Source organism: uncultured Ruegeria sp. (assembly GCF_947500045.1).
Lineage (GTDB): Bacteria > Pseudomonadota > Alphaproteobacteria > Rhodobacterales > Rhodobacteraceae > Ruegeria.
Map to the genome: position 1 here is coordinate 97,271 of NZ_CANMQQ010000004.1, position 15,454 is coordinate 112,724.

The window sequence follows — 15,454 nt, forward strand, 5'->3', positions numbered from 1 at the left end:
GTTCCAAATCTTGACTTCCCTCGCCCGGACGCGCATATCAGATACACCTTAAACGGAGCCGCGCCATGTTCATCCAAACTGAATCTACACCCAACCCGGCAACTCTGAAGTTTCTACCCGGTCAGACGGTTCTGGAGGCGGGCACCGCAGATTTTCCAAACGCAGATGCGGCCGAGAAATCTCCGCTTGCTAAACGTATCTTTGGCGTAGCTGGTGTAACGGGTGTGTTCTTTGGTAATGATTTCGTCACGGTGACTAAATCCGATGAAACCCAGTGGGATCACATCAAACCCGCCATCCTCGGCGCGGTGATGGAACATTATCAGTCCGGCCAACCCATCATGGGAGCGGATGTTGATGCGGGGGCGGGTCATGCCGAGCATACCGGCGAAGACGCCGAGATCGTTCACCAAATCAAAGACCTGCTGGACAGTCGCGTGCGGCCCGCTGTGGCGCAGGACGGTGGCGACATCACCTTCCACGGCTTTGACCGAGGGATTGTGTACCTGCATATGCAAGGGGCATGTGCAGGATGTCCTTCTTCGACGATCACGTTGAAGATGGGTATCGAAAATCTGCTGCGCCATTATATACCTGAAGTGATCGAGGTTCGCCCCGTTGCGATCTGATCCGACCATTCTGGCATTTGACACATCGGCCGCGCATTGCGCGGCCGCTTTGCTGCAGAACGACAAGATCGTCGTATCGCGCGCTGAACTTATGTCGCGTGGACAGGCTGAAAGACTGATGCCCCTGCTGGAAGAACTGCTGGGAGAAGGCAACTGCAGCTGGCAAGATTTGAATGCAATCGGTGTTGGAATTGGCCCCGGCAACTTTACAGGCATTCGAATTTCGGTTTCTGCAGCCCGCGGTTTGTCACTGGGTTTGGGCATTCCCGCAGTCGGCGTGTCGGGTTTCGATGCGGTGGCCCAATTGGCCCCCAAGAACCATCTTCCGGCGGTTTCCGCCCCGCGCGACCAGGTCTATTTGAAGCCAACTGGTGGCGAGGCGCGGCTTATCTCTCGACAACACGCAGAATCGCTCGGCCCGTTGTATCTGTGCGATCAGCCCGTTCGGCAGGTCTGCGCAATTGCGCGACTGGCCACACTTCGCTTTGCCGCAGCGAATGTTCCGCCTGCGCCTCTTTATGTTCGCCCTGCGGATGCTGCGCCTTCCCGCGACATACCGCCGGTTCTTCTGGACGAATGACACCTCAGGACATGGCCCATATCCATGCTGCGGCTTTCAGGCAAAGCCGCCCGTGGATTGCAGAAGAATTCACCGAACTGCTGGCAAACCGGTTTATCCATGTCGTTGGTGACAAAAGATCTTTCGCTCTGGTTCAGGTCATCGCGGATGAAGCGGAACTGCTGACGATAGCGACCCATCCAGATCATCAAAGGCTGGGGCTTGCGCGACAAATCATGGCGGATTTTCACGGCCATGCAAAAAAGATCGGTGCGTCGCGCGCGTTTTTGGATGTCGCCTCTGACAACATGGCAGCAATCGCGCTCTATGAAGGGTGCGGATATATGGCCTGCGGCAAACGCAAGAGCTATTACCTGCGCGAGAACGGTCCAAACGTCGATGCGATCGTCATGGAATGCCGTTTAAACGACAAATAATCACTTTTTTGGACCATATGGTCAAATTTCTGTTGACCGAAGCAGTTGCAAACAGCTTCAATTCCCGCCATCACAACAGGTATGCTCGCTCTGAGTGGGTACCGGGCGTTCCAGTCCCGGACCGATAACTACCAACGGGAGTAACAGATGACCCTTATGAAATCCTTGATGGGCGCAGCCGCTGCGGTTGCACTGACAGCAGGCGCCGCTCTGGCAGAACCGGCCCTGATCTTTGATCTGGGTGGCAAGTTCGACAAGTCGTTCAACGAAGCGGCCCACAACGGCGCGTCTCGCTGGGCCGAAGAAACGGGCGGCACTTACCGCGAAATCGAGATGCAGTCTGAAGCGCAGCGCGAACAGGCCCTGCGCCGTTTCGCCGAAGCGGGTTCGAACCCGATTATCACGATGGGCTTTGGCATGGCTGACCCGCTTAGCGCTGTCGCCGCTGACTATCCCGACACCACATTCGTCGTGGTCGACGTGACATGGCTGGATGCACCAAACCTGCGTCAGGTCGGCTTTGCCGAGCACGAAGGTTCTTATCTGGTTGGCATGATGGCTGCGATGGCCTCAAAATCGGGCACCGTGGGTTTCATCGGCGGCATGGACGTTCCGTTGATTCGCCACTTTGGCTGTGGCTACGCGCAGGGCGCCAAGGCTGTTAACCCTGAGATCAATGTTGTTGCCAACATGACAGGTACGACTCCGGCTGCCTGGAACGATCCGGTGAAAGGGTCTGAACTGACCAAAGCGCAGATCAGCCAAGGTGCTGATGTGGTTTATGCCGCTGCCGGAGGCACCGGTGTCGGCGTGCTGCAGACCGCTGCAGACGAAGGTATCCTGTCGATCGGTGTCGACAGCAACCAGAACCACCTGCACCCGGGCAAGGTTCTGACCTCGATGCTCAAGCGTGTTGACGTTGCCGTTTATGACGCAATGAGCGCAGGTGACAACGTGGAAACCGGTGTGTTCGTCATGGGTCTGGCCGAAGATGGCGTCGGATATGCCATGGACGACAACAACGCTCCGTTGGTTTCCGACGACATGAAAGCCGCAGTCGACAAGGCCCGTCAGGACATCATCGACGGCAATGTTTCGGTTGTCAGCTACTATGAGAACGACAGCTGCCCGGCACTGCAGTTCTGATATCACGCGGGGTGGTGGGTATTGCCTTCCACCCCACTCCACTCTGCCGCGACATGTTTCGCGGCCCTTTCGGCAATTGAGGACAAGACATGACCGTCCCCGCCATTGAGCTCAAAGGGATTTCCAAAGCCTTTGGGCCGGTTCAGGCCAATAAAGATATTTCCATCAGCGTCGCCCCCGGAACGATCCATGGGATCATCGGTGAAAACGGTGCGGGCAAATCCACGCTGATGAGCATCCTCTACGGTTTTTATAAAGCCGACAAAGGTGAGATTTGGATCAATGGATCCAAGACCGACATTCCTGACAGCCAAGCCGCCATCGCCGCTGGCATCGGGATGGTATTTCAGCATTTCAAACTGGTCGAAAATTTCACCGTTCTGGAAAACATTGTTCTGGGCGCCGAAGATGGCGGGCTGCTGGCTCCGTCGCTCGCGAAGGCCCGCAAAGAACTGAAAGAACTCGAAGAAGAATACGAGCTGTTCGTAGATCCTGATAAGCGCATCGACGAAATCGGCGTGGGCATGCAGCAACGCGTCGAGATCCTAAAGGCGCTGTATCGCAAAGCCGAGATTCTGATTCTGGACGAACCGACCGGCGTTCTGACGCCCGCCGAAGCGGATCAGCTGTTCCGCATCCTCGACCGTTTGCGGGCTGAGGGGAAGACGATCATCGTGATCACCCACAAGCTGCGCGAGATTATGGAAAACACCGATACCGTCTCAGTCATGCGGCGCGGGCAGATGACCGCGACGGTCAAGACAGCCGAAACCAGCCCCGAAGAACTGGCTGAGCTTATGGTGGGCCGCAAGGTACTGTTGCAGGTCGACAAAGTGCCTGCGCAACCAGGCAAGCCGATTCTTGAGATCGAAAACCTGCGTGTTTTCGATTCTGCCGGGGTCGAGCGCGTCAAAGGCATCGACCTGAGCGTGCGCGCCGGCGAAATCGTTGGCATCGCCGGGGTTGCGGGCAATGGCCAATCCGAATTGATGGAAGTTCTGGGTGGGATGCGCCCCGGACAGGGGCAGATCAAGCTGAACGGCGCACCTTTGGCGCTTAGTGGGGCCGGTTCAGATGGTCAGGCCCGTCGCGCGCGGCATATCGCGCATGTGCCCGAAGACCGGCAGCGCGAAGGGCTGATCATGGACTTCCACGCGTGGGAGAATGTGGCCTTCGGTTATCACCGCGACCCAGCCTATCAACGCGGTATCTTTATGGACAATGCGGCGTTGCGCGCCGACACCGAAGCCAAGATCGAGAAATTTGATGTCCGCCCACCTAACGGCTGGCTGACCGCCAAAAGCTTCTCGGGCGGCAACCAGCAAAAGATCGTGGTTGCGCGCGAAATCGAGCGTAATCCCGACCTGCTGCTGGTCGGCCAGCCCACGCGCGGTGTGGATATTGGTGCCATCGAGTTCATTCACAAACAGATCGTAGCGCTGCGAGATCAGGGCAAAGCCATCCTGTTGGTTTCAGTCGAGCTGGAAGAGATCTTCTCGCTGTCGGACCGGATCGCTGTGATGTTTGACGGACATATCATGGGCGAGCGCCTGCCCGCCGAGACGGATGAAAAAGAACTGGGCCTGCTGATGGCCGGTGTTGCAGGAGAGGCAGCCTGAACCATGGAAAAAATGCCCAAATGGGCCGATGTCGTGCTGATCCCGGTGATCAGCCTGCTCTTGGCCACAATCCTTTCGGCAATCGTAATCCTCGCGATCGGGGAAGACCCTATTGAGGCGGTCAACCTGATGGTCACTGGGGCCTTGGGCTCGACCTATGGCTGGGGGTATACGCTCTACTACGCGACAAACTTCATCTTCACCGGACTTGCGGTAGCAGTCGCGTTTCACGCTCGCCTGTTCAACATCGGCGGCGAAGGTCAGGCCATGTTGGGCGGACTGGGTGTTGCAATGGTGTGCCTTTATGTCGATTGGCCGCATTGGAGCATTGCCTTGATTGCCGCAGCACTGGGCGCAGCTCTGTTCGGTGCGGCTTGGGCCGCGATCCCGGCTTACTTACAGGCAAAACGTGGCAGCCATATCGTAATCACGACGATCATGTTCAACTTTATCGCAGCGGCCTTCCTCAACTACATGCTGGTCAATGTAATGCGACCGCAAGGCTCACAAGACCCAGCGACGGCTCGGTTCCCCGAGGCCGTTCACCTGCCGACCTTCCAGTCCATGTTCTCGAGCGCTGAAAACATTGTATTCCGGGGTGCTCCGGCAAACATCTCGTTTTTTGTCGCGTTACTGGCTTGCGTTGCGGTGTGGGCCCTGATCTGGCGGACCCGGTTGGGGTATGAGATCCGCGCTTACGGCCATTCGGAAACGGGTGCCGTTTATGCCGGTATTTCTCCTGTGCGCATCACAATCGTTGCGATGCTGATCTCGGGCGCGTTGGCGGGCTTGATGGCGATCAACAACGTGATGGGCGAGGCGGAGCGATTGGTCTTGAACTCGACCGAAGGTGCTGGGTTCATCGGGATCGCCGTGGCCCTGATGGGTCGGTCTCATCCGTTCGGTGTCTTCCTTGCAGCGATCCTGTTCGGTTTCCTCTATCAAGGGGGCGCAGAACTGGCGCTTTGGACATCAATCCCGCGCGAGTTGATCGTCGTCATTCAAGCGCTGGTGATCCTGTTTACAGGCGCGCTGGACAACATGGTTCGGATGCCGCTTGAAAAGCTGTTCCTTGCATTGCGGAAGGGGTCAGCCTGATGGATATCTTCCTGACACTCATCCAGGTCCTGGATTCGACTATCCGCTTGGCGACTCCGCTGCTGCTGGCCTGCCTGGCTGGGCTATATTCTGAACGCGCGGGCATCTTCGACATCGGCCTTGAAGGCAAGATGTTGATGGCGGCCTTTTTCTCAGCCGCGGTTGCAGCGGTTACAGGCTCGGTCTGGCTGGGGCTTCTGGCCGGTATTGCGGCGTCTCTGGTCCTGTCTGCACTGCACGGCTTCGCGTCGATCACCTTCCGCGGCAATCAGTTGATCTCGGGCGTTGCGATTAACTTTCTTGCCTCGGGTATGACCGTTCTGATCGCCCAAAGCTGGTTCAAACAGGGCGGTCGCACGCCATCCTTGTTTGGCCAAGGTCGGTTCGAGTCCGCCGAATTTCCCTATGCGATAGGCCCGGAAGACGCCGAACTGACCGGACGCCCGGTTTCCGAGCTCATGTCCGAAGCCAACGTCCCACATTTGGTCTATTCCGAACTTCTGTCCGGTCACTCGATTCTGGTTTATGTGGCATTCCTGATGGTGCCGCTGACCTGGTGGATATTGTTCCGCACCCGGTTCGGATTGCGCCTCCGCGCTGTCGGGGAAAATCCGGCGGCGGTGGATACCGCTGGTGTGTCGGTTGTCGGTCTGCGTTACGCAGCTGTGGCGATCTGCGGTATCCTCTGCGGCATTGCGGGTGCCTATCTGGCAACAGCCCTGCAGGCCGGTTTCGTGAAGGAAATGACGGCCGGCCGAGGGTTCATCGCCCTTGCGGCGCTGATCTTCGCGAAATGGCGGCCCTGGCATGCAATGGGGGCCTGTCTGTTGTTCGGGCTGTTGCAAGCAGTCGCCCTGCGATTCCAGAACATCGATCTGGGTGGGGTCGTGATCCCGGTGCAAGTGATGGACGCCCTACCCTATATCCTGACTGTGGTGATTCTTGCCGGGTTCGTCGGCAAGGCCATTCCACCGCGCGCCGGTGGCGAGCCCTACGTCAAGGAACGCTGATATAGCCAGTTCAGGACTGCCCCTCAGTCCTGTTTGCTGCAAAGCGGCATACAGAGTTGATTTTGTGTGCCGCAACCGTTCTAAGGAGGTATGGACAAGCTCCGCCTCGGTTCCGCAGCCATTGTGTCCGCCTTTCTCTGATAGAGGAACGGGAAAACTAAATGGTACTGTCTGTCGTGCGTGCGTTGTCTACTGAGTTCAATGTTGTCAAAGGGTGCCCCGCAATGCGCGGAGACACCCGTTTCGCCTAGAAGAAGCCATGCAGATTTACCTCCCGATTGCCGAAGTTTCAGTAAACGCATTTCTGTTGTTCGGCCTTGGCGGGATGGTGGGAATACTCTCGGGCATGTTCGGCGTCGGCGGCGGGTTTCTGATGACGCCGCTCTTATTCTTTATCGGCATCCCTCCTGCCGTTGCTGTAGCGACCGAGGCCAACCAGATCGTCGCTTCGTCATTTTCAGGCGTTTTGGCACATTTCAGGCGCCGAACGGTTGATCTGAGAATGGGAACGGTTCTGCTGATCGGAGGTCTGGCAGGTGCCGCCCTTGGAGTGGTGGTGTTCAACTATCTGAAAAGCCTTGGACAAGTCGATCTGTTGGTCAAGCTTTGTTATGTGGTTTTTCTGGGCATCATCGGCAGCCTGATGTTCATCGAAAGCCTGAATGCGATACGCAAATCACGTAAAGCTGGCACTACACCACCGAAGCGACGTCAGCGAGGATGGATTCATGCCATGCCGTTCAAGATGCGGTTTCGGACTTCGGGTCTTTATATCTCGGTGATCCCGCCAGTGATCGTGGGGCTGTTTGTGGGCGTGTTGTCGGCCATCATGGGTGTCGGTGGTGGCTTTATCATGGTGCCTGCGATGATCTATCTGCTGGGCATGCCAACCAAGGTTGTTGTCGGGACCTCACTGTTTCAGATCATCTTCGTAACCGCCTTTACTACCATGCTGCACGCCACAACCAACTATACCGTTGATGTTGTGCTGGCGGTTTTGCTGTTGGTTGGCGGTGTTGTCGGCGCACAGTTCGGAACCGTTATCGGTGCCCGAATGCCAGCTGAGCAGTTACGCGTTCTGCTGGCCGCTTTGGTGCTTGTCGTCTGCGGCAAGCTTGCGCTCGATTTGCTACTGCAACCCTCCGAGCTGTACTCGATCGGCGATGCGGGGGGGCACTGAGATGTTGCGCCTGATCACCCTTCTCTGCCTGATCTGCATGCCTGCATATGCGACCGAAGAACAGGTTGTGTTGGGGCTTAGCCAGGATCGCGTCTCGATCACCGCGAATTTCGACGGATCCGAGATTCTGATATTCGGAGCGGTAAAGCGCGAGGCCCCGATTCCGGAAGGTCCCCCGCTTGAGGTTATTGTATCTGTCGTTGGCCCATCCGAGCCCGTCACGGTACGGCGCAAGGAAAAACGATTTGGCATCTGGGTCAACACCGATAGCCTTGTCGTTGATCTGGCCCCCAGCTTCTACGCCGTCGCCACCAGCGCACCGTTTGACGATGTGCTGACGCATACCGAAGATCTGCGTTATAAAGTCTCCATTGAACGTGCCATCCGGTCAGTTGGCGCCGAGATGAATATTCGCGGTGCGCAGGATTTTTCCGAAGCGGTCATTCGCATCCGTGAAGACGAGGGGTTGTATTCGATTCGAGAGAACACGGTGGCCGTTGACGAACAGACGCTGTTTCGCACATCGATCGACATGCCATCGGACCTGACCGAAGGGGACTATTCTGCCCGAATATTTCTAACCCGCGGTGGCGCGGTCGTCTCGACTTTTGAGACAGCTATTGGTGTACGCAAAGTTGGGCTTGAGAGAATTCTCTACACTATGTCCCGTGAACAGCCCATCTGGTACGGTCTTATGTCGCTGGCCATCGCGATTGCCGCTGGTTGGGGCGCTTCGACAGCCTTCCGCCTGTTGCGCGAAAGCTGATCACCCACGGCCGATATAAGGCATGGTCGTGGCCATCACAGTCATGAACTGTACATTCGCCTCAAGCGGCAGTCCGGCCATATGCAGCACCGAACGTGCTGCATCCTCGACATCCATGGTCGGGTCTGGTTCGCGACCATCGGAAATTGCATCGTCAACCAACGCCTGCACCATCGGGGTACGCGCATTTCCAATATCGATCTGACCGCAGGCAATACTAAAACACCGCCCGTCCAGCGATAAGCTGCGCGTCAAGCCCGTGATTGCGTGTTTCGTTGCCGAATAGTGGACCGAGTTTGGGCGTGGCACATGGGCGGCAATCGAACCGTTGTTGATGATCCGCCCCCCCTGAGGCACCTGAGATCGCATCGCCGCAAACGCAGCGCGCGCGCATAGGAACATTCCGTTCAGGTTTACATTGACCGAGTTGTACCAATCCTCAAGCGCGATCTCGTCAATTGTGCCACCCGGAGCAAAGATACCTGCATTGTTGAACAACACGTCCAGCCGTCCGGTTTGTTTGGTGAATTCAGTGAAAGCTTGCGAAACCGCGCTGGGGTCGGTCACATCAGCAACCAGTGGGATTGCCGACGCCCTCTCTTTTGCCATTTCCTTAAGAGTGTCGGCACTGCGAGCCAAAAGTCCAACGGTCCAGCCTTCCGACACGAAAAGCTCGGCGGTGGCACGGCCAATGCCCGAGCTTGCGCCGGTAACGATGATTGTCTTCATATCTCTTCGGCCTCCAACGTCAGCGACGGTGCCGCATTCGTTCGCAGATCATCCACGCGCAACGGGTAAGTTGGTTTTGACAACCTGTTTCGCACCACCCAGATCAGCCGTTCCTGCGCACGGGTGATGGCCACATAGGCAAGACGTTTCCACAAGGGTTGCCCAGCTTCGGTTCTACCCATACGGGCAGCGGCATATATGTCCGGCGCAAAGACTTGCACCGTGTCCCATTGGGACCCTTGCGCCTTGTGGATTGTCACCGCAGCGCCATGCAGAAACGTGGCCCCCATACGTGCTGCATATGGGATGAACGGCTCTTCCTCGTCTGGCTTTTCAATCTGCACGATTGACGCAGCAGAAACCTGCGGGTCTTCGGCGCCCATCACATGTAGGCGCGAAAATCCAGATTTACGACCCGGGCCAAGATAGATGACCTGCGCCCCTTTGATCAGCCCGCGTGCCTCAAGGTCCAGCCGCTTTTTGCGGTGTTTCAGAGGCAACTCGATGCCATCACAAATCAGCGGCTCTCCTTCCAGCAATTCGGTTTCGGGCGCGCCGTGGACATTTCGGAACGCCTGGATCAGACGGATACGGGTTGCATTGCGCCAAACCAGAACCGGGCTGCGCGCCATCAAATCAACCTCAACCCGTTGCCCCCAAACGACGCGATCATCTTTGCGCGCGGTCTCTTCAATCAGACGTTCGAAATCTTCGAATCCCATGGCGGGATCGGACAGAGAGTGGGCGATATCCAAGATCGGGTTGTCGGCTGTCTGTCTGTGCACGCGGTGCAGGATTTGCTTGCGCGGCTCTGGTAGCCCGTCGAACACCATCGAGCCGGATTGATTTACCGGTGCCAGCTGCGCCGGGTCACCAAACAACAACAGTGTCGGAAATATTTCCTGCAGGTCCTCAAACTGCCGGTCGTCCAGCATCGAGGCTTCGTCGACGAATCCGATATCCAGCGGCTCATCCCGGCGCTTCCAACCGGTGATAAAGTCGGACCCTCGTAGCCCGGCAGCGGCAAGTGCACCAGGAATCGATTTGTTGTTGGCATAAAACGCAGCGGCGCGATCCAACGCCTCGTCGGTCAGATCCTCGATCTGGGGCCGTTCGTCGTTGCCTGCCAGCCATTCGGCAATACGTTCGTATTCCGGGTCATAGACAGGTGTATAAAGGATACGATGAATCGTCGTTGCAGGCACACCGCGCAATCGAAGCACACTGGCGGCCTTGTTCGTCGGGGCCAGGATCGCGAGGCTGCGCTTGTCGCGGGATTTTCGGCTTTCAAAGTCACCCGAGATCAGATTGACCCCCGTCTCGGCCATGGCTTTGTACAACTCAGCCAGCAACAAGGTTTTACCAGATCCGGCTTTACCAACGACGGCCATGACCCCTGATTTCCCATTGCCGGGCGGTTTCAGCAGAGCGTCATCTTCAAGGTCTACTCCGGCCGAGCGCAACATCTGGGCGATGTTGTCGAAAGCAGCGGCTTGATCTTCGGAAAAGGTGACTTGGGGCAAGGACATGGCGCGACCCTACAGGGACGCGTCGCAGGTCACCAGATGCGGATTTTGATTTCCGCGCAATCAGGCAGATAGGGCAAACCTATGCTGCGCCGAGCTGCCGAAGGCCGTGTTGAACCACAGCCGCGACAACTGGCGTGGGATGCCGGCCCGGGCGGCCACCTTGTTACAATCGTCAGCCGAATAGGGCCACAAGCCAACAGAAATCTGATCCCGTCCCCTTCCTTGAGACCCCAGAACCACAGGCGATGAACCGATCATCCGGTATATGCGGATCATACGCGCATCAAACACACCTGCGATATGAGTGAGGCCAAAGCCTTCCATGACCTCACCGCCGCTTAGCATGATGGCCCCGGCTGTATGGGCGCTGGCGCTGCGAGACAGGCAAAACCGTGTGACTTCCCAAATGAGAGGGCTGCGGATAGGGCTGCCACCCGTGAGATGCCCAAATATGTCGTTAACCATGACCGGGCCGGTCGTTGGCAATATTCGCATCGAACCGCCGTGGCTGCCATCCGACTCTTCCCAGATCACATATAGCGGATTGAGATCATCGTACTGGTCCCGCTCTTCCCCCTTCTTGTTAACCTTAACATCCCAGCCAAGGCGGGTTTTGAACTGGTCGGCACGATCCCTGAACATTCCTTCGGCCAATTCCGGAAATTTATGCAACTCATCAGCATACAGATAACGCAACATGACGTATTCCCCTTGTCGTCCATAGTTGGAACAAAGGGGGTACAAACACGTGGTTAATTTATGATGAGGCCACCGTACGGTGGTTAAACGACTATTAATCCTCTGCTGAGTGCGGTCGCGATTGCATGAGTCGTGTTCTGTGCTCCCAGTTTCGAACGCGCGCTTTCGATATAGGCCCTCAGCGTGTGTTCGGAGATTGACAGCGAATGCGCCACTTGCGCCCGGCTGTAGCCCAACGCCAGCAGCGTCATGGCATCTATCTCACGAGGGGAAAGCCCGCGCGTCGTTTCCGGTTGCCGTTCTTTGGCAAATTCCAGCGCTTTGCGATTAAGGAAATGCGCCACGAGGATCAGGTCACGTCCGTGCGTATCTATGAACGCCCGCCAGACTGTATCATCGCAGGTGTTGTTCGCGGTGAACAACGCAAATTGTCCACTCGGCCCCCGCAACGGGATCGAGTACCCCTGATTGCCGACGCCATGTTGTTGTGCGTCTTGCAAAAACGCCCTGACAGCTTTTCCCGACCAGTTCAGTTGTTTCCAATCCACGGCGTGAAATCGTTGAAAGCAACCCAGAATGACCGGATCAATCCGATGGTAGTTTTTATCCCGATACTGTTTGTCCCAGGCATCCGAATATGTAGTGAACCCGTACTGATCCCCTGCGCCATCAACCCAATGATAGGTAATGTGATCAACGTGTAGCGCGTCCCGCAGCTGGACGAGTACAATGGCCAGCTCTTCAAGCGTGCTGGTGTTTTCCAAATCCTCGAGGATCTGGCTCAAATCGAACTTTGTTCCCATTCGCGGGCGCGCAGGCCTCATCCTTCGAGGACGCAATCTCGGCCGCCGCGATCAGCCTTGTATCATCAAGCTGCTCGGCAAGTGCGCTCAACCCATTTGCCACCGCAAAGGCGTTGAGGTCCGACAGAACGTCCAATATCCACTCATTTTGCGCCATCAGGGTGTCCCCGAAATAGTTAACGAAGGGTTAACACAACCATAACATGTACAGACTAATTCGGCCTATTCACTGCTTTCTACTCCCCAGAAATAGCGGGAGTCGAATTTCTAAAGCGCTGAAAAAGAAGTAACAACCGCCGAAACGAAGAACACCCGCAAGGGCAGCGGCGCGCCTCGCGGGTGTTGTAAATATCTACGGGCTGAGACCGTTAGTCGCGGGCAGCCAATACCTCGTCTAAGGTACGCATGCCCGTGTGCGGTGCTTGAACCAACACGGACATGTTGCCCGGTTTGTGCTGGTTTCGCATCATCTTCATATGCGCTTCAGGCAACTCCTTCCAGGTGAACACCTCGGACATGCAGGGATCCAGTCGGCGCTCGACCATCAGCTTGTTCGCTGCAGCGGCCTGTTTGAGATGGGCGAAGTGCGAACCCTGCAGACGTTTTTGGTGCATCCACATATAGCGCACGTCAAAGGTCAGATTGTAACCGGTGGTTCCGGCACAGATCACGACCATGCCGCCCTTTTTCACCACAAAAGTCGAAACCGGGAACGTGCTTTCCCCCGGGTGCTCGAACACCATGTCGACGTTCACGCCTTTGCCGGTGATGTCCCAGATCGCCTTGCCGAACTTGCGGGCCTCTTTGAACCAATCCGCATATTCCGGCGTGTTCACGGTGGGTAGCTGGCCCCAACAATTGAAATCCTTACGGTTCAGAACACCCTTGGCCCCCAGACCCATGACAAAATCACGCTTGCTTTCGTCCGAGATCACACCGATCGCGTTGGCACCCGCCGTATTGATCAGCTGGATCGCATAAGAGCCCAGACCACCCGACGCGCCCCAAACCAAAACATTCTGACCGGGTTTCAGATCATGCGGCTCGTGACCGAACAGCATTCGGTAGGCGGTCGCCAAAGTCAGCGTGTAGCAGGCGCTTTCTTCCCAAGTCAGGTGCTTGGGGCGCGGCATCAACTGCTGTGATTGCACGTTGGTGAATTGCGCGAAAGATCCATCCGGGGTTTCATACCCCCAGATGCGCTGGCTGTCCGAATACATCGGATCGCCACCGTTACAATGCTCGTCATCCCCATCATCTTGATTACAATGGATGACAACTTCGTCGCCGACCTTCCAGCGCGTTACTTTCTCACCCACAGCCCAGACGATGCCCGACGCATCCGAGCCCGCGATGTGGAACGGCTGGCCATGGCCGTCAAACGGGCTGATCGGCTTGCCCAATGAAGCCCAGACGCCGTTATAATTCACGCCTGCCGCCATCACGAGGACCAGAACTTCGTGGCTGTCCAACTTGGGAACATCAACCACTTCCAGCTGCATTGCCGTATCCGGTTCACCATGGCGTTCTTTTCGGATTGCCCAAGCGTACATTTGCTTGGGAACATACCCCATCGGAGGTATTTCACCCATTTCGTAGAGGTCCTTTTCCGGTGCCTCATACGACGCGATACCGCTATCGACATCCAAAGCCATGTTGGCCTCCTTCATCCAAAACCATTGCCGCGCCGCAGAATCGCGGCTTTCCACAGATGGAATATTGACCCGTGAGTAATATTGCAACCGTATTCGGTGCTATTTTTGTAATTTTATGACCCAGCAGATGCAGAAATACTTTCTGCGTCTGCATCGTTTTCGGTACGCACCACTGCTTCAGAAGCAGCTGCATAATAGGCAAGCAGCTCGGGGCGCTCGCCTGACGGGCGCAGAATCCCATTCTCACGTAGCAGAATCCGGCGTTCGACCAGCTGATTGAGTGCATCATCAATCGCCTCACCACCGTCGCTGGCAACGGCCTCACCGCCCATTTCCAGCAATCGGGTTCTTAGGTCTTGTTCTGACATCTGCCCCTCATCGCGCAGCAGTCGGCACGCTGCAGGAACTGGAACAAAGGGTATCGCAGCACCGATCCTGCGCATTAGCTCCCGGGCAAGATCGGTGGTTAGATCCCGTTCATGCGCGGCGCGGAACTCCTTTAGGGAAATCGGTGTTGCATATCGTACCGATGCAATCCCAAATCTCTTGTAGCGCCCGGCGACCCGTCGCCAAATCTGTTTCAGGGTCCAACGCGTTATGACACCAATCCGCGCCCGGAAACGGCGCTCACTGTCCTTGGCAGCTGCTGTTAGGACGGTGTCTTCAAGCACACGGTCGTAGTTCAGAGCCACTGGAACAAACACCACATCCCGCCCCTGAGATTCGGTCCCATCGACGATATACTTTAACAACCCTAGCTTGGGGCGCCCCAACTTGCCGTTAAGGCTTAGCCCGCCTTCGGGGAACATCGCTTGCGTCACACCGGCTTCGGTCGCATGGCGCACGTAGCTTGCCAGGACCTGACGATAAAGGTCGCTGCCCGACTTGCGGCGAATAAAGTAGGCCCCCATCGCGCGGATCAACCGGCTTAGCGGCCAGACACGCGCCCATTCGCCTACTGCATAAGAAAGAGTTGAATGATCAGCCGCGAGGTATGTGACCAACACGTAATCCATGTTGCTGCGGTGATTCATGACGTAAACGACTGTTGCGTCGGGATCGATACTGTCCAACGCGGCCTTATCCTCATATCCCAGTTGAACTTTGTAGAACGCATTGCTCAGCATTCGTGCAAAGCGGATAGCTATACTGAAATATGCAACTGTTGAAAAAGACGGGGCAATCTCGCGCGCATAGCGTCGCGCCTGCTCCGAGGCAACGGCGTCCGGAACACCTTCCGCCTTGGCATGCTGTTGTACTGCTCTGCTGACTTGTGGGTCATAGATGAGCCGCTGAATCATGTCATGCCGCCCGGCCAGCTTGAACGGCTGGATCGGTCGCTGCAGGCGTTTGTTCAGCCGCGCAACAGCACGTTCAAGACGGCGGCGAAAGAACCAACGCACCGAAGGGAACAGAAAATGCGAGGCAAAGGTGACCGCAGCAAAGAGCACGATCAGCACAAACAGCCAAATCGGAATTTCCACAGTCTGCATCATCCGGGCACAGTGCCATCAATCGCAACCGCCCACAATCTGCAGAAACCGGACATGCCGCAATGCAGCGAATTGACATATCTCGAAAATTGCGATTTATCA

General features: G+C 56.5%; 16 protein-coding genes. 9 read left to right on the top strand and 7 right to left on the bottom strand.

What is annotated here, in order from left to right; all coding sequences use genetic code 11:
- The first annotated feature begins 65 nt into the window (after positions 1 to 65).
- From Q1B46_RS08540 to Q1B46_RS08580, 9 genes are all read left to right on the top strand, one after another.
- Positions 66 to 629, top strand: a complete 564-nt coding sequence (locus Q1B46_RS08540; RefSeq protein WP_299946940.1) for a NifU family protein — start codon at positions 66 to 68, stop codon at positions 627 to 629.
- Complete coding sequence (gene tsaB, locus Q1B46_RS08545; protein WP_299946942.1) at positions 619 to 1,209, top strand: tRNA (adenosine(37)-N6)-threonylcarbamoyltransferase complex dimerization subunit type 1 TsaB; 591 nt, start codon at positions 619 to 621, stop codon at positions 1,207 to 1,209. Before Q1B46_RS08540 ends, tsaB begins: the two co-directional genes overlap by 11 nt.
- Complete coding sequence (locus Q1B46_RS08550) at positions 1,206 to 1,625, top strand: GNAT family N-acetyltransferase (protein WP_299946944.1); 420 nt, start codon at positions 1,206 to 1,208, stop codon at positions 1,623 to 1,625. Before tsaB ends, Q1B46_RS08550 begins: the two co-directional genes overlap by 4 nt.
- A gap of 147 nt (positions 1,626 to 1,772) precedes the next feature.
- Positions 1,773 to 2,771 (top strand): BMP family ABC transporter substrate-binding protein, encoded by a 999-nt coding sequence (locus tag Q1B46_RS08555; protein WP_299662941.1) that lies wholly within the window; start codon positions 1,773 to 1,775, stop codon positions 2,769 to 2,771.
- 89 nt (positions 2,772 to 2,860) lie between these two features.
- A complete protein-coding gene (locus Q1B46_RS08560) occupies positions 2,861 to 4,390 on the top strand; it encodes an ABC transporter ATP-binding protein (protein ID WP_299946947.1) in 1,530 nt (509 codons plus the stop codon).
- A 3-nt stretch (positions 4,391 to 4,393) separates the two neighbouring features.
- Complete coding sequence (locus tag Q1B46_RS08565; protein ID WP_299946950.1) at positions 4,394 to 5,488, top strand: ABC transporter permease; 1,095 nt, start codon at positions 4,394 to 4,396, stop codon at positions 5,486 to 5,488.
- Entirely contained in the window at positions 5,488 to 6,498 is a 1,011-nt protein-coding gene (locus Q1B46_RS08570; RefSeq protein ID WP_299662938.1) for an ABC transporter permease, read from the top strand. The genes Q1B46_RS08565 and Q1B46_RS08570 overlap by 1 nt, the downstream gene beginning before the upstream one ends.
- Before the next feature lie 259 nt (positions 6,499 to 6,757).
- Positions 6,758 to 7,678, top strand: a complete 921-nt coding sequence (locus Q1B46_RS08575) for a sulfite exporter TauE/SafE family protein (protein WP_299662937.1) — start codon at positions 6,758 to 6,760, stop codon at positions 7,676 to 7,678.
- Between the two features lies 1 nt (position 7,679).
- Positions 7,680 to 8,444 (top strand): TIGR02186 family protein, encoded by a 765-nt coding sequence (locus Q1B46_RS08580; protein ID WP_299662936.1) that lies wholly within the window; start codon positions 7,680 to 7,682, stop codon positions 8,442 to 8,444.
- On the opposite strand, the gene Q1B46_RS08585 is transcribed toward Q1B46_RS08580, so the two are convergent.
- The 7 genes from Q1B46_RS08585 to Q1B46_RS08615 form a co-directional block, all read right to left on the bottom strand.
- Complete coding sequence (locus tag Q1B46_RS08585) at positions 8,445 to 9,173, bottom strand: SDR family oxidoreductase (protein WP_299946954.1); 729 nt, start codon at positions 9,171 to 9,173, stop codon at positions 8,445 to 8,447. It abuts the gene before it with no gap.
- Entirely contained in the window at positions 9,170 to 10,702 is a 1,533-nt protein-coding gene (locus Q1B46_RS08590) for an AAA family ATPase (protein ID WP_299946956.1), read from the bottom strand. The genes Q1B46_RS08585 and Q1B46_RS08590 overlap by 4 nt, the downstream gene beginning before the upstream one ends.
- A 60-nt stretch (positions 10,703 to 10,762) precedes the next feature.
- Entirely contained in the window at positions 10,763 to 11,401 is a 639-nt protein-coding gene (locus Q1B46_RS08595; protein ID WP_299946958.1) for an acyl-homoserine-lactone synthase, read from the bottom strand.
- Positions 11,402 to 11,484: 83 nt separating this feature from the next.
- Positions 11,485 to 12,204, bottom strand: a complete 720-nt coding sequence (locus tag Q1B46_RS08600) for a LuxR family transcriptional regulator (protein WP_299946960.1) — start codon at positions 12,202 to 12,204, stop codon at positions 11,485 to 11,487.
- On the bottom strand, positions 12,143 to 12,361 hold the full coding sequence (locus tag Q1B46_RS08605) for a hypothetical protein (RefSeq protein WP_299662928.1): 219 nt from the start codon (positions 12,359 to 12,361) through the stop codon (positions 12,143 to 12,145). Before Q1B46_RS08605 ends, Q1B46_RS08600 begins: the two co-directional genes overlap by 62 nt.
- A gap of 211 nt (positions 12,362 to 12,572) precedes the next feature.
- Positions 12,573 to 13,859 (bottom strand): crotonyl-CoA carboxylase/reductase, encoded by a 1,287-nt coding sequence (gene ccrA, locus Q1B46_RS08610; protein ID WP_299946962.1) that lies wholly within the window; start codon positions 13,857 to 13,859, stop codon positions 12,573 to 12,575.
- Between the two features lie 113 nt (positions 13,860 to 13,972).
- A complete protein-coding gene (locus Q1B46_RS08615; protein WP_299946965.1) occupies positions 13,973 to 15,355 on the bottom strand; it encodes a 1-acyl-sn-glycerol-3-phosphate acyltransferase in 1,383 nt (460 codons plus the stop codon).
- Between the last annotated feature and the right edge of the window lie 99 nt (positions 15,356 to 15,454).